Origin of the sequence: Gordonia sp. 852002-10350_SCH5691597 (assembly GCF_001665715.1) — a bacterium.
In the GTDB taxonomy this organism is placed as follows: Bacteria; Actinomycetota; Actinomycetes; order Mycobacteriales; family Mycobacteriaceae; genus Gordonia; species Gordonia sputi.
Genome location: NZ_LZMO01000229.1, coordinates 14,043 through 27,293 on the forward strand (window position 1 = coordinate 14,043; position 13,251 = coordinate 27,293).

Below are 13,251 nucleotides of genomic sequence, written 5' to 3' on the forward strand. Positions count from 1 at the left end.
AGTGCTCGCGATCCCCCTGCTGCAGGCGACCGCCCACGCTGCACCGTCGTCAGAATCGGTGCACTACCGACTTTCCGGCGGGCCGACGTCGATGAGCCTGTCCGTGGCAGACGGAACGATCGCCCGCGAGGGGTCTGACCTGGTCATCAAGAATGGCGCAGGTAAGGCCCTTTTCCGCATGGCTTTGTGGTATCGGGACGAATATCTCGAATACCCCATTGACGCGCAAGTGACCCCGACATCCGCGACATTGGTCCCGTCCAAAGACAAACTGCGTGCACATCTCGTCGATCCGGTACAGGTGAACGCGGACCGCGCCGTCGCCGCCAAGACACCACAGAAGCAGACGAAGCAACAACGCGACGACGAGGCGCTGATGCGCTTCAACGGTCAGTTGTCGGCCGGAATGACCATTTCCTCTCTGGTCGGACTCATCGTCGGCGCAATTATCGGAGGCACGATCGGATGCGTGGTGGGAGCCATTGGCGCGATAATCGGGTGCTTCTTCCCCGGCATCGAGATCGGTGCGACGCTCGGGTCGATCGTCGGAATCATCCTCGGCGGAGGTGGGACGCTGATCGTCTCCGCAATCCAGTACTTCCAGACGATCAACTCACCCGTCTAGATCAACTGGTGCGATCCTTCCGCGATGACCCACCCACTATTGAGTGGGTCATCGCGGAAGACGTGTCACCCTCATCCCATCGGCTGTCCGTTCGACTGCCAGCCGATGATCTGGCGTTCCGCCGATCGCCACCTGGCCCGGGCGAACGCGCCGGAGCAACTCGTCGACGGCCTCGATCACCCGCGTCGTGGGTTCTGTCGCACCGACCTCCCGCAGCCAGCGCCGCACGACCCTCGTCCGTACCGCGTCGGGAAGATCGGCGACTGAAGCGACGTCAAGTTCGGCGTGCTCGCCGACCCGCGACGACGTCGAGTAGATCTCGTCCGCAACGTCGTCGAGAGCATCGACATCGGCCTGCAGCGAGGTGGCGGTGCGTGCCAGGGCCTCGACGACCCCGCCGTGCAGGACGTCGTCGAGCAATGGGATCACCTCGCCGCGCAACCGCACGCGAGTGAATCGAGGGTCGCGGTTGTGGGGGTCGGCGTGCGCGGGCAGCGCCAGCTCGGTGCACGAGCCGACGGTCTGCGAACGACGAACACCCAGCAGCGGCCGACCCCACGGCTCACGCCACGCACGCATACCCGCGAGCGATCGCGCGCCCGAACCCCTCCCGAGGCCAAGCAATACCGTCTCGGCCTGGTCGTCCATGGTGTGGGCCAGCAGCACGGGCATCCCGTCGCGAGCGGCATCGAGTGCCGCGTACCGAGCATCACGCGCAGCGGCCTCCATGCCACCGGCTGTGCCGACGCTCACCCGCAGGATCTCCGCAGACGCACCGAGTCCCGTTGCAGTCCGCGCCGCATTGGCCGCAACCGCATCCGAGCCGGGCTGTAGAGCATGGTCGACGATGAGCGCGCGAACCGTCAGCCCCGCGCGGAGCGCTCCGGCGGTGAGCGCCAACGAGTCCGGCCCGCCGGACAGCCCGACGCACACCTCGGTGTGTCCGGGCAGATGAGCGGTCGCGAAATCTGCGACCGCACGGGTCACAGCACGCGTGCAATCCATCGCGACGGCTCGTCGATCTCGTCCGGTCGGGGCAGCGTCTCCGCGTTGGTCCAGATGGTGTTGAAGCGCTCCATGCCGACGGTCCCGACGACCTCGTCGACGAAGGCCTTACCCCGAATGTATTGCGCCAGTTTGGCATCCATACCGATCAACGCTCTGATGATGCGCTGCACGGGATTTCGCGGTGCGGTGCGCCGTTTGTCGAACGATGCGCGGATCTGCTCGACGGTCGGAACCTGTGCTGGGCCAACGGCATCCATCACGTGGTCGGCATGTCCCTCGAGGAGGGTGCCGAGCATCATCATGCGCGTGAACGCCTCATATTGCTCGGGCGTCTGCAGCATCTGCATCACACCGATGACGCCCTTCTCCCGCTTGGCGCGACCTCGTACAGCCGAATTGATCCGTGCGACAACGTCTGTCACCGATTCACCCGCATCGGAGGTCAGCACTGCGATGTTGTCGAGCATGTACTGACGCAGCCAGGGGTTGGCGGAGAACTGCACGCGGTGGGTGACCTCATGCAGACACACCCACAGACGGAAATCCGACGGCACGACGCGCAGACTGCGCTCCACCGCAATGATGTTCGGCGTCACCAGCATGAGCACGCCGGGATTCTGAGGCCCGCTCGAATCCGAGCCACTCGGCGTGAACGGGTCGTACTGCCCGAGGATGGCGCCGGCGAGAAACGCGAGCAGACCACCCGCCTGCAGGCCGCCGACCTTCCCCGACAATCCGCCACCGGACTCATCGCCGTCACCGTCGAGCATCGATCGCATCGACTGCGACGCGGCGTCGACCCAACCGCGCCGATCGACCACGAGCGCACTCGGTACGCGCAGCCCGTCGGCGAGTCCGGTGACCTCGCGCACCGGCCCCTCGGCCCGCACCGCGGCGTCGGCCAGTTCGGCCTGCGCGGCGTCGAGCGTGTACTCGGTCACCTTCGGTCCAGGGCGCACCAGCCGTTTGCCGACCGTCGCGGCAAGCGACCAGTCGATGCGCGACCCGATCGACTCGCCGCGCTCATCCCTCTTGTCGGCTTCACCCCGCTGATCGAGTTCTGCCCGCTGGTCGAGTTCTGCCCGCTGGTCGAGCTTGTCGAGACCACTTCCCACGTCGTCGGTCGGCTCGGTCATCGGCACCCGCACTCCCTCAACTTGCCCGCGACGTTGTCGAGGGCCGGCCGCGCGTCCGCGGGAGAGGTGCCTCCCGAGATCAACGCGAACGACAACACCCGACCGTCGACCGTCTGAACTATGCCGGTCAACGAACTGACGCCGGTCAATGTTCCGGTCTTCGCACGCACCCAACCGGCGCCGGGGTTCTCGCCGACGGTGAACCGGTCGGCGAGTGTTCCGGTGCCGCCGGCAACCGGCAGTCCGTCGAGCATCGGGCGGATCTTGGAGTCGATCGGCTGATCGCTGCCGGTGGGTCCGCTCGCCGCTGCCATCAGCTTGTCGAGGAGCGCGGCGGGTACCAGGTTGCGGTACGACAGCCCCGACGTATCGCGCAGCGTCACGTTCGAGACGTCGAACTTGTTGTCGGCGAGCGTCTGCTTGACCGCCGACGTACCGCCCGCAAGCGTTGCAGGCCCGCCGCGTGCGACGGACAGTTCGACGCCGAGCGATTCGGCGAGCACGTTGTCGGAGTAGCGGAGCATGTCGTTGACCCTGGTGACCAGCGGTGCCGAGCGGACGGTCGCGATGGTCCGTGCACCTGCGGGAGCGGCGACATTCGTGACCGGGGCGTCGACGTCGAGCGCCTCAGCGAGTTGTTCTCCGGCGGTGATCGCCGGGTTGTCGACGCGCGGCGAGTATTCGTTGAGCCGGTCCGTGCGCGCGCCGTCGGTCATCAGCGCCTCGATCGGAGCGATGTCGCCGCCCTTGATGTCGTCGCGGCTCCAGCTGCTGTCCATTGTCGGACCGGTGTACGCGCTGGTGTCGACGGCCACGGAGGTGACCGAGACCCCCGACTTACGGACCTGCTCGGCAAGATCGCTGATCCGACCCGGATCGGTGTAGAACGTCTGCGACCGCTTCGACTGGGCCGACAGCGTCGGATCGCCCGCCCCCTTGATGATCACCTGGCCGTCGGTACCCACCACGACAGTCGTCGTCAGGCGCGCATCGTGCGGCAGTCCGATCAGCGCGGCAGCCGCGGTCAGGATCTTGGTGTTCGATGCGGGCACTCGTGGGGTGCTTGGACTCTTCGACCACAGGATCGCGCCGGTCAGCGAGTCGCTGACCTGGCCGGTGAACTCACCGAGCTGGGGTGCGCGGGCCGCTGCGGCGATCTGCTTGGTGACGCCGTCTGCCGTCGGCTGTGGGGCCGTCGCCGACACAGCGTTGATCGCAGGTGTCGCGGCGATCGGTTCCGGCCGTGGCGGCACACCTGCGGGCAGGTCGTCGGAGGAGTTCATGCGCAACGCCACGAACAGCACACTCGAGGCGATCAACGCCAGCACGACCACCGACACCAGGGTCCACACAACCGCGCGACGTCGACCGCCCAACCGACCGTCCTGATTCCTCGCGCCCACTCGACCTCCGGTCTCGACCCATCTCTTCCGACGCCCCACAGTATCGTTGAGGCGATTCGCACAGCCGGACCGCGGCTGTCGACACCCGCCGACGGCGCACCGATCCCGCCCGAGGCGCCACGATCAAGGAGGAACCGTGGAATTCGATGTGACCATCGAGATCCCCAAGGGAAGTCGCAACAAGTACGAGGTCGACCACGAGAGCGGAAAGGTCTTCCTCGACCGCTATCTCTACACCGCATTCGGCTACCCCGCCGACTACGGCTACATCGACAACACACTCGGCGAAGACGGCGACCCGCTCGACGCGCTGGTCCTGCTGCCCGAATCGGTGTACCCGGGCGTAGTGGTCAAGGCACGCGTCGTCGCGATGTACACGATGACCGACGAGGCAGGTGGCGACGACAAGCTGCTGTGCGTGCCCGCCAAGGACGTGCGCTGGGATCACATCCAGGACGTCGGCGACGTGTCGGAGTTCGAGCTGAACGCGATCTCGCACTTCTTCGAGCACTACAAAGATCTCGAGCCCGGCAAGTCGGTCACGCCGGGCGGTTGGGTCGGCAAGGACGAGGCGGAGAAGGTGGCCCAGGCCGCCGTCAAGCGCTTCCCGGGGCACTGATTCGACGCCCTGCGCCACACACTGAAAAGTCCACCTCATCTGTTGCGCGTCACCTTCGGCACTGCCGAAGGTGAACCGACACAGATGAGGTGGACTTTTTTGGTCCTACCCGTCCGCCCTACTCGGCAGCGGCAGGCTCGGCGGCCGGCTTCCCGCGGCGAAGTGGGAGCTCCTTCCACGTCACCGTGCCGATGATCGCCAGCAGCGAGACGATCGACACCGTCAGGAACACCGTGTCCATCGAGTTCGCAAAGCCCTCCTTGATCGGATCACCGAGTTCGGCGGGCAACTCCTCGATGATCGACGTATCGCTCATCACCGCGTCCGACGACCCCGACGCTCCCCCGGGATTCTGCGACGCCGCGATCAGACCCTTGGCGAACTCGCTGACCTGCGGATCATCACTGCCCGCGGCCCGCACGACCGCGGCGCGGTACTCGGGAGTCTGCGCCGCAGCGACCATCTCGTCGGAGATGTTGGGTCCCATCATGCTGAACAGCAGTGAGAAGAACACGGCCACACCGAGAGTCGCGCCGATCTGGCGGAAGAAGGTAGCGGTGCCGGTCGAGAGACCCATGTCCTTGGGCGGCAGGATGTTCTGCATCGCAAGCGTGATCGGCTGCATCAGGTTGCCGAGTCCGAAGCCGAGCAGGAACGCCATGAGCATCACGATCCACACCGGCGTCGACGTACTCACCAGGTGCAGCAGGAACGTGGCAACGGTGATGAGCACCGCGCCCACGATCGTGAACACCTTGTATCTGCCTGTGCGCGAGATCATCTGACCCGACGCGATCGAGCCCATCATCAAACCGAGGACCATCGGCAGCATCTGCAGGCCCGCGACCATTGGGCTCGAGCCGCGCAGCACCTGGAAGTACTGGGGCAGCATCGAGATCCCGCCGAACATCACCGCACCGACGACCATCGAGATCACGATGCCCTGCGCGAACACCCGATTCTTGAAGACGCGCAAGGGGATCAGCGCGTCGTCGCCCATCTTGTGTTCGATCCAGACGAACAGTGCGATCCCGAAGGCTCCGACGCCGTAACAAAGCCATGCCCAGCCCGAGAACCAGCCCCATTCGCGGCCCTGCTCGGCCACGATCAGCAACGGCGCGATACCGACGGCGAGCGCGAACGCACCCCAATAGTCGGTACGGCCACCCCGACCCTTTTGTTGGTCGTAGTTCAGCACCTTCGCGACGACGATCAGCGCGATGATCCCGATCGGCACATTCACCAGAAAGACCCAGCGCCACCCCGACACCCAGAGAATCGTCGACTGACCGGCGAAGAAGCCACCGAGTACCGGACCGAGCACACTCGACGTGCCGAACACCGCGAGGAAGTAGCCCTGGTACTTCGCGCGCTCACGCGGTGGGACGATGTCGCCGATCGTAGTCAGCGCCAGGGTGAACAGACCGCCGGCGCCGAGCCCCTGCAGGGCGCGGAACGCCGCGAGCTCGTACATCGACGTCGCGAGCGAGCACAGCAGCGATCCGACGATGAAGATCGAAATAGCAAGCAGGAAAAAGGGTTTGCGACCGTAGAGGTCGGAGAGCTTGCCGTAGAGCGGCGTGACGATGGTCGACGTCACGAGGTAGGCGGTGGTCACCCACGCCTGCATGTCGTAGCCGTGCAGGTCGTCGGCGATGGTGCGGATCGCGGTCGACACGATGGTCTGGTCGAGCGCAGCGAGGAACATTCCCAGCATCAAGCCTGCCAGGATCGTGAGGATTTGCCGGTGGGTCAGACCGGCGCCCGCAACGTCGTCCGACGCTGTGGACACCTGCGTCTTGTCTGTCATCTCGTTCCTTTCCCGGAATGTTCGCCTGCGGGCACGATGAGTTGCTCCGCGGCGTCGACGAAGCGGTCGAACAGCACCACCAGCGTCGACAGTTCGTCTTGGGTCCAGTCCGTCATCGCGGACTCGAATGCTTCACGACGCATCGCACGCATGCCCTCGACACGTCGACGTCCCGCGTCAGTGATCACGAGGAGCGTCGCGCGTCCGTCGTCCGGGTCGGCTTCGCGACGCACGAGGGCGAGGTCGACGAGTTGCGCGACGTGGCGCGACACTGTCGACGGATCGGCGTTGAGCGCTGCGGCGAGTTCACTTGACCGCATGGGCGCGCGGTCGAGATGGAACAACCCACGAAACGCTGCGGTCTCGAACTCCCCGTCCTTTGTGCGGAACGTCGTGTGGACCGCGCGGTCGCGAACACGCAGGTACCGGCTGAGTGAATCGAAGAGCTGGTCAATGGACTCCGGTTCGAGCACGGTCACCGCCTTTTGCTACTTAACGGACAAAGCCGACAGATGTTGCCTACTGCAGGTAGTTGCATGTTGCAAGCAAATGTCGAGCGCAAGTATGCGCTCGAGTTCTGCGGTACGCAAACAGCCCACTACCATCGACATTCGTGACTCCTCAGCCTCCACCACCGTCAGGTAGCCGCCCCCACTTCACCTCGATGCCCGACCTCGCATTGCGCGATCTCGGCGGCGCGGTCGTGTGGACCAACGACGATCTGTTCGCGGAGGTCCAGAACCTGATCAAGACCGGCCCGGCCGAGTACCGCCCCGCGACCTTCGGACACAAGGGCCAGGTCTACGACGGCTGGGAGACACGACGCCGACGCCGCGACGGCGTCGACCAGGCGATCATTCGCCTCGGCGCGCCCGGAGTGATCTACGGCGTCGTCGTCGACACGTCGTGGTTCAAGGGCAACTATCCGCCCGAGATCTCGGTGGAAGCGACCGCAGTCGAAGGCGTCGTGTCGGCGCAACAGCTCGTCGACGACGCCGAGTGGACGACGATCGTCGAGAAGACCCAGGTCGACGGCGACACGCGCAATCCGTTCAAGGTCGACGCGAAAGACCGGTTCACACACGTCCGGCTGACCATGCATCCCGATGGCGGTGTCGCACGTTTCCGTGTCCACGGCCGAGGTGTGCCGAACCCGCACTTCTTCCGCTACGGCCACTTCGATCTCGCCGCCCTCGAGAACGGCGGACTGATCACGGCATGCTCGAACATGTTCTACAGCTCACCGAACAACCTGCTGATGCCCGGTCGCGCACGGCACATGGGCGAGGGTTGGGAGACCAGCCGCCGTCGCGACTCCGGTAACGACTGGGTGCAGGTGCGCCTCGCCGGACAGGGAAGGGTGAGTCTCGTCGAACTCGACACCAGCTACTTCATCGGCAATGCGCCAGGAGCAGCGACGGTTCGCGGTAGAGACGGCGAGGACGGCGAATGGTTCGACGTGTTGCCGCGCACCGAACTCCAGCCCGACACCCGCCACCGCTTCGTCATCGATCTCGACCGGCCGATGACCGAAGCGCGCATGGACATCTTCCCCGACGGCGGCATGGCACGGTTCAAGCTCTACGGATTGCTCACCGAGGAATCGCAAGCGGGCCTGATCGAGCAGTGGGAGCGCGGCGAGGCCTGAGCGTCGACACCCGCCGTTCACCTGAGATACCCGATCCGGTCACATCTCAGGTTTTGACTGACTCCTCGTGGCGCACAGACTTCCCAAACCGGTCAGTTCACCTCTGCCTTCGCACTTGTCGGAGTCTTCACACGTGTCGCGCAGGACGTTCCTGAAGTCGGCAACGGTCGCTGCGGGGACTGCCGCCGTCGCGTCGGCTGCGATTTCGCCGGCAGCGGCCGCTCCGGGGGGTTCCGGTGTCTTTGCGCATTCGGTCGCTTCGGGCGATCCGCTCCCCGACCGCGTGATCCTGTGGACCCGCGTCACACCCCACCCCCGTGCGACGCCCGGCTCCGGACTCGGCGGCCCGACCGCGCTGCGATGGGAAGTCGCGCACGACAACGCATTCGGCAATGTTGTTGCGTCAGGAAGCGTGACGACGACGACGCAGCGCGACCACACGGTCAAGGTCGACGCCGCGGGACTTGCTCCCGCGACCCGATACTTCTACCGCTTCACCGTGCTCGATGGTCCCGCAGCGGGCACTGTGTCGCCGGTGGGCCGCACGAAGACAGCGCCTGCGACCTCTGCGGACATCGACCGTCTGCGGTTCGGAGTCTGCTCGTGCTGTAATTACGAAGCAGGACACTTCATTTCGTACCGGGCCATGGCTAAGCGCACCGACATCGACTTCATCCTTCACCTCGGCGACTACACCTACGAGTACGAATCTGGCGGTTACACAGGCGCATTCGGAGAAATCGTCCGTAAGGTCGAACCGAGACACGCGACGGTGAGCCTGAGCGACTACCGAATCCGGCAGGGAAAGTACCACCAGGACCCGGACCTTGCCCACGCCCACGCCGCGCATCCGTTTGTCTGCATATGGGACGACCACGAATCTGCCGACAACTCCTACCGCGACGGCGCGGAGAATCACGACCCACGAACACAAGGCAATTGGACCGCTCGCAAACGCGCTGCGGCGCAGGCCTACTTCGAATGGATGCCGGTACGCCCGAACTCGCTCGACAACGGCGAGCACCTGTATCGACGCCTACGATTCGGCACGCTGACCGAGCTCATCATTCCCGATCTCCGCTCGTATCGCGACAAGCAATCTACTGCGCGCGTTGATGATCCGACGCAGTCGATCACTGGTGCACAGCAATACACCTGGTTGGAGACCTCGATCACGACGTCGTCGACCCGCTGGCAGGTGATCGGTAGCGAGGTGATGATGGTGCCGCTGACAATTCCCGCGTCGACCGATCCGAGACTCGCCGAGTGGCTACACGACACGGTCGGAGTCCCCCGAGACGGCTTCCCGGTCAACAACGATCAGTGGGACGGCTACGCGGCGCAGCGTCGACAACTGTTGTCCGCAATCGACAAGGCGGGCAAGCGGAACGTGGTGCTGGTCGCGGGAGACATCCACAGCTCGTGGGCAAGCGAGTTGCCGCTCAACGTCTCTCACTATGGAAAGGACCGCACAGGGCACGCTGTGGCGTGCGAGTTCACTGTCCCGAGCATCACCGCCGCGAGTCCTCACGACACCATCGCGGTCAGCCGCGCACTTGATGCCCCGACCGTAGCGGTGCTGTCTGCCGGTCAGGAGGCCATCAAGCTGGCCAACCCGTGGATCAAGGATGTCGAACTGACGACACACGGATTCGGGGTGATGACCGTGACGCCCACGCGGGCCACAATGGAGTGGTTCTACGTCGAGGACGTACGTGACCCGCGTTCGACGACCCGACGAGCATTCGGCTGGTCGACCCGGGCGGGCAACCCGAAACTGATCCGCACATAACCAGTTTCGCTCCGAACCCGACCCGCCCGCCTATCGACAGGAACCACGACATGAGACTCTTACGACCGCTCGCCAACGGACTCGTCGCGACGACGGCGGTGATGTGCGCAGTGTTTGGTGCCCCAGCCACCGCTCAGGCCGCGCCGTCGAAACCGACACCCACCGCATTCCCGATCGGAGCGTTGGCCACCATCTACCAGTCGGATGCCCACGGAAGTGATCTCATCTACTGGCCGGTGATCTCGAGCTTCACCGACATTCGCAAGAACCACCCGGCCACCATTTCGGAGAACCTGGAGAAGTCGGTCGCGATCAACAATGCGGCACAGAATGATCCGGCGTTGCGCAAGCGCGCACTCGACGATGCCTACGCGATTGACGGATTGTCGCAGAAGCAATTGCACGCCATGACCGATGCGTTCGGGTCCGAGCTCGGCGCCGATGTGCGCCAAGCGTTGGCGGAGAAGCGACTTCCGAAGGTGACCGCCCTCGTCGACACGCTTGCCGCACGCGGACAGGGCATCGCGTCGTCGACGCTCGTCGAGAAGGAGATCTCCGATAACCCCAGGCCATATAAGGTGGCGCCGAATCGGATCAAGGTCTACAACCTGCCGGGCAAGACCGACGAGGACGTACTCTCGAGCGGCTCGTCGTACCCGTCCGGACACACCGCGTCGGCGATGATCCGCACAGGACTACTCGCCCTCATGGTGCCGGAGTTCGCTCCGCAACTCCTCGCGCGTGGTAGCGAGGCCGGCTATCACCGCGTCGTACTCGGCGTGCACTACCCGCTCGACGTGATCGCGGGACGTATGGTTGCCGACGCAGCCGTCGCCGACAGGTACGCCGACCCGCGCTTCCGCCCGTTGATCGTGGCGGCAGGCCAAGAACTCCGCGCCGAACTCGAATGGCGTTGCGGCGCAGCACTTTCGACGTGCATTGCGCGCGATACTCCGTATCGCAGCACACCCGGCGCACTGGCCGACTACGACGCGCGCATGTCCTACGGACTCTCACGCATCGGCTCGCCGAGTGCAGCGTTTGTCGTACCGCCCACAGCCGTCGACCTGGTGCTGCGCGCACATCCCCGACTCACCCGCACGCAGGCCACCGATCTACTTCGACGCACCGCCTACCCTGCCGGATACCCGCTCGACGATCAACGCCCCGGCGCGCAGTCGTGGCAGCGCCTCGACCTCGCCCGCGCCTACGCCTACGCCGCCAGCTGAGTCGTGCCCCGCTGATCGAGGGTCTTACCCGCTGATCGAGTCCTACCCGCTGGTCGATCCCAACCCGCCGACCGAGCCCAACCCGCCGACCGAGCTTGTCGAGATCACGCCGACCGAGCCCAACCCGCTGATCGAGCCCAACCCGCTGACCGAGCCCAACCCGCTGATCGAGCTTGTCGAGATCACGCAGCCCGACGAGACTCGAACTGCGGCAGCACCTCTGCGCGCACGCGGTGCTCGGTGGCCGAGCCATCGATCGGCACGATGAGCACGGCGTCGGCGACCTCGGCCGCGTAGATGTCGCGGATCAGTGTGGCCAGGCCGTGTGGCGTGCCGACGTAACGCACGGTTTCTGCGGAATCGCCTGCAACCGGCACCGAGGCGACCGACGCGCGCGCCGACCCCGGATGCGGTGCGATCGCAACCTCGACAGCCAGTGCTACCGAGAAATTCGCGGTGTCACGTGTGCCTGCCCGCAGTAGCGAGCGGGTGCGCTGAGCGTCGCGCAGCGTCGAACGTCGTACGACGATGGGCAGTTCCGCCGCAGCGGCGTCACCGACAATCGCAACCCGCAGGGCCGGGCGGCCGATGGTGATGACGCCGGTGTCGGCAGCGAGGAGCTGATCGGCGAGAATGTCTGTCGGAGAACTCGATTGGATCGTCACGAGCGTGCCTTTCGGTGGTGGATGTCGGGGGCGTCGGCGCTGCGATCGTTCAGGCAGCGCAACGCGTGGAGCAGGCGGTCGACGTCGTCGGACGAACTCCCGAGCCCGAAGCTCGCGCGCACGGCACCGTCGGGGTGGCCGAGTCGATCGAGAAGCGGGTGCGCGCAGAACTTTCCGTCGCGCACACCGATGCCGTGTTCGGAGCTCAGGTACTCCGCGACCTCGCGCGGGGTGTGGCCGTCGACGGTGAAGCCTGCGATGCCGACGCGCTCGAGGTTGTCGGCGAAGACACGCAACGGGGTGACGCCGTCGATCTCAGCGAGTCCGGCGTCGAGTTGTGCGCACAGGTAGGCCTCGTGTGCGCCGATCCACTCGTGTCCCAGATCGGCGATCGCGTCGCACGCGGCAGCAATCGCGATGGCGCCCAGCACATTAGGAGATCCCGCTTCGTGACGCGCGGCGCCCGCATGCCACGACACCGACGCGCAGCCCGCCTCGATGTCGACATCTGCCGTGGCGCCGCCGCCTGCCAGATACGGCTGCGCGGCGTCGAGCCAGTCGGTGCGTCCGATCAGCACACCCGCTCCGAACGGCGCGTAGAGCTTGTGTCCCGAGAAGACGAGGTAGTCGATCCCGTGACTGACGATCGACACCGGGCGATGAGCGACGAGTTGCGCTGCGTCGACGAGGATTCGGGCTCCGTGCCGGTGCGCGATCGACGCGAGTCGCGAGATCGGCAAGACCTCGCCGGTCACGTTCGACGCCGCGGTCACCGCCAGTAGCGCGGCGGGCTTGGCTGCGAGTTCGCGCTCGACGGCGTCGAGAGTCTCATCGATGGTCGAAGCGACTTCGACGATGCGGGTCCACTTGTCCTTGCGTTCGACCCACGGGAGCAGGTTCGCGTGGTGCTCGATGTCGAGGACGACGACGTCACCGGGCGTCACATGCGCCGCGAGGTTGATCGCGTCGGTGGTGTTTCTGGTGAACACGACGGCGTCGTCGGCGCGACCGCGGACGAAGCGTCGAACGGTCTCGCGGCACTGTTCGTAGCGTCGCGTCGTGACCTGCGACAGGTGTCCGGCGCCGCGGTGCACGCTGGCGTAGGTGCTCAACGAGTCGGCAACGGTCTGCGCCACCGCGGTGAGCGCCGGGGCGCTGGCCGCGTAGTCGAAGTTGGCGTAGCGCACCGTCGTGCCGTCGGAAAGCGGCGCGCATTCGGCGGCGCCGACGACCTCGGCAAGTGGGGCAATGGTCGGGCTCTGCGCAGTCGAAATAGCCTTGACCTGCGAGAAATCGGTGTGCGAACGGGTGACGAC

The 13,251-nt window shown here is 65.5% G+C and carries 12 protein-coding genes; 5 read left to right on the plus strand and 7 right to left on the minus strand.

What is annotated here, in order from left to right:
• The first annotated feature begins 1 nt into the window (after position 1).
• Positions 2-625 (plus strand): hypothetical protein, encoded by a 624-nt coding sequence (locus A5777_RS16980; RefSeq protein ID WP_231895100.1) that lies wholly within the window; start codon positions 2-4, stop codon positions 623-625.
• 48 nt (positions 626-673) lie between these two features.
• Here A5777_RS16980 and tilS read toward each other — a convergent pair whose 3' ends face one another.
• Genes tilS through dacB form a run of 3 tightly spaced genes read right to left on the minus strand, consistent with a single transcriptional unit; the run spans position 674 to position 4,172 of the window.
• Positions 674-1,630: a tRNA lysidine(34) synthetase TilS gene (gene tilS / locus A5777_RS16985; protein ID WP_064863539.1), complete on the minus strand. Its 957-nt coding sequence runs from the start codon at positions 1,628-1,630 to the stop codon at positions 674-676.
• The gene (locus A5777_RS16990; RefSeq protein WP_231895101.1) at positions 1,609-2,769 is read right to left on the minus strand and encodes a zinc-dependent metalloprotease; all 1,161 of its coding nucleotides are present in this window, start codon (positions 2,767-2,769) and stop codon (positions 1,609-1,611) included. The genes tilS and A5777_RS16990 overlap by 22 nt, the downstream gene beginning before the upstream one ends.
• Positions 2,766-4,172, minus strand: coding sequence for a D-alanyl-D-alanine carboxypeptidase/D-alanyl-D-alanine endopeptidase (dacB, locus tag A5777_RS16995; protein ID WP_064863540.1), 1,407 nt, complete (start codon positions 4,170-4,172; stop codon positions 2,766-2,768). The genes A5777_RS16990 and dacB overlap by 4 nt, the downstream gene beginning before the upstream one ends.
• Before the next feature lie 136 nt (positions 4,173-4,308).
• On the opposite strand from dacB, the gene A5777_RS17000 reads away from it, so the two are divergent.
• Positions 4,309-4,791, plus strand: coding sequence for an inorganic diphosphatase (locus A5777_RS17000; RefSeq protein ID WP_064863541.1), 483 nt, complete (start codon positions 4,309-4,311; stop codon positions 4,789-4,791).
• Positions 4,792-4,909: 118 nt separating this feature from the next.
• Here the strand turns inward: A5777_RS17000 and A5777_RS17005 are convergent, their stop codons facing one another.
• Positions 4,910-6,601, minus strand: coding sequence for an MDR family MFS transporter (locus A5777_RS17005; RefSeq protein ID WP_064863542.1), 1,692 nt, complete (start codon positions 6,599-6,601; stop codon positions 4,910-4,912).
• On the minus strand, positions 6,598-7,080 hold the full coding sequence (locus tag A5777_RS17010) for a MarR family winged helix-turn-helix transcriptional regulator (RefSeq protein ID WP_082933717.1): 483 nt from the start codon (positions 7,078-7,080) through the stop codon (positions 6,598-6,600). The genes A5777_RS17005 and A5777_RS17010 overlap by 4 nt, the downstream gene beginning before the upstream one ends.
• 185 nt (positions 7,081-7,265) lie before the next feature.
• Here A5777_RS17010 and alc point away from each other — a divergent pair, with 185 nt between their 5' ends.
• The 3 genes from alc to A5777_RS17025 all read left to right on the plus strand — a co-directional run bounded on the left by alc (position 7,266) and on the right by A5777_RS17025 (position 11,270).
• The gene (gene alc / locus A5777_RS17015; RefSeq protein WP_231895103.1) at positions 7,266-8,249 is read left to right on the plus strand and encodes an allantoicase; all 984 of its coding nucleotides are present in this window, start codon (positions 7,266-7,268) and stop codon (positions 8,247-8,249) included.
• 133 nt (positions 8,250-8,382) lie between these two features.
• A complete protein-coding gene (locus A5777_RS17020) occupies positions 8,383-10,041 on the plus strand; it encodes an alkaline phosphatase D family protein (protein ID WP_231895102.1) in 1,659 nt (552 codons plus the stop codon).
• A 50-nt stretch (positions 10,042-10,091) separates the two neighbouring features.
• Positions 10,092-11,270: a phosphatase PAP2 family protein gene (locus A5777_RS17025; protein WP_064863544.1), complete on the plus strand. Its 1,179-nt coding sequence runs from the start codon at positions 10,092-10,094 to the stop codon at positions 11,268-11,270.
• A 182-nt stretch (positions 11,271-11,452) separates the two neighbouring features.
• On the opposite strand, the gene A5777_RS17030 is transcribed toward A5777_RS17025, so the two are convergent.
• Positions 11,453-11,935 (minus strand): hypothetical protein, encoded by a 483-nt coding sequence (locus A5777_RS17030; RefSeq protein WP_082933719.1) that lies wholly within the window; start codon positions 11,933-11,935, stop codon positions 11,453-11,455.
• A complete protein-coding gene (locus A5777_RS17035) occupies positions 11,932-13,209 on the minus strand; it encodes an aminotransferase class V-fold PLP-dependent enzyme (RefSeq protein ID WP_064863550.1) in 1,278 nt (425 codons plus the stop codon). Before A5777_RS17035 ends, A5777_RS17030 begins: the two co-directional genes overlap by 4 nt.
• Positions 13,210-13,251: the final 42 nt, after the last annotated feature.

Bases quoted from the DNA above. Each gene is read 5' to 3' on its own strand.
- A5777_RS16990 (WP_231895101.1), bottom strand. From the start codon at position 2,769: ATGACCGAGCCGACCGACGACGTGGGAAGTGGTCTCGACAAGCTCGAC.
- tilS (WP_064863539.1), bottom strand. From the start codon at position 1,630: ATGGATTGCACGCGTGCTGTGACCCGTGCGGTCGCAGATTTCGCGACC.
- A5777_RS17025 (WP_064863544.1), top strand. From the start codon at position 10,092: ATGAGACTCTTACGACCGCTCGCCAACGGACTCGTCGCGACGACGGCG.
- alc (WP_231895103.1), top strand. From the start codon at position 7,266: ATGCCCGACCTCGCATTGCGCGATCTCGGCGGCGCGGTCGTGTGGACC.
- A5777_RS17005 (WP_064863542.1), bottom strand. From the start codon at position 6,601: ATGACAGACAAGACGCAGGTGTCCACAGCGTCGGACGACGTTGCGGGC.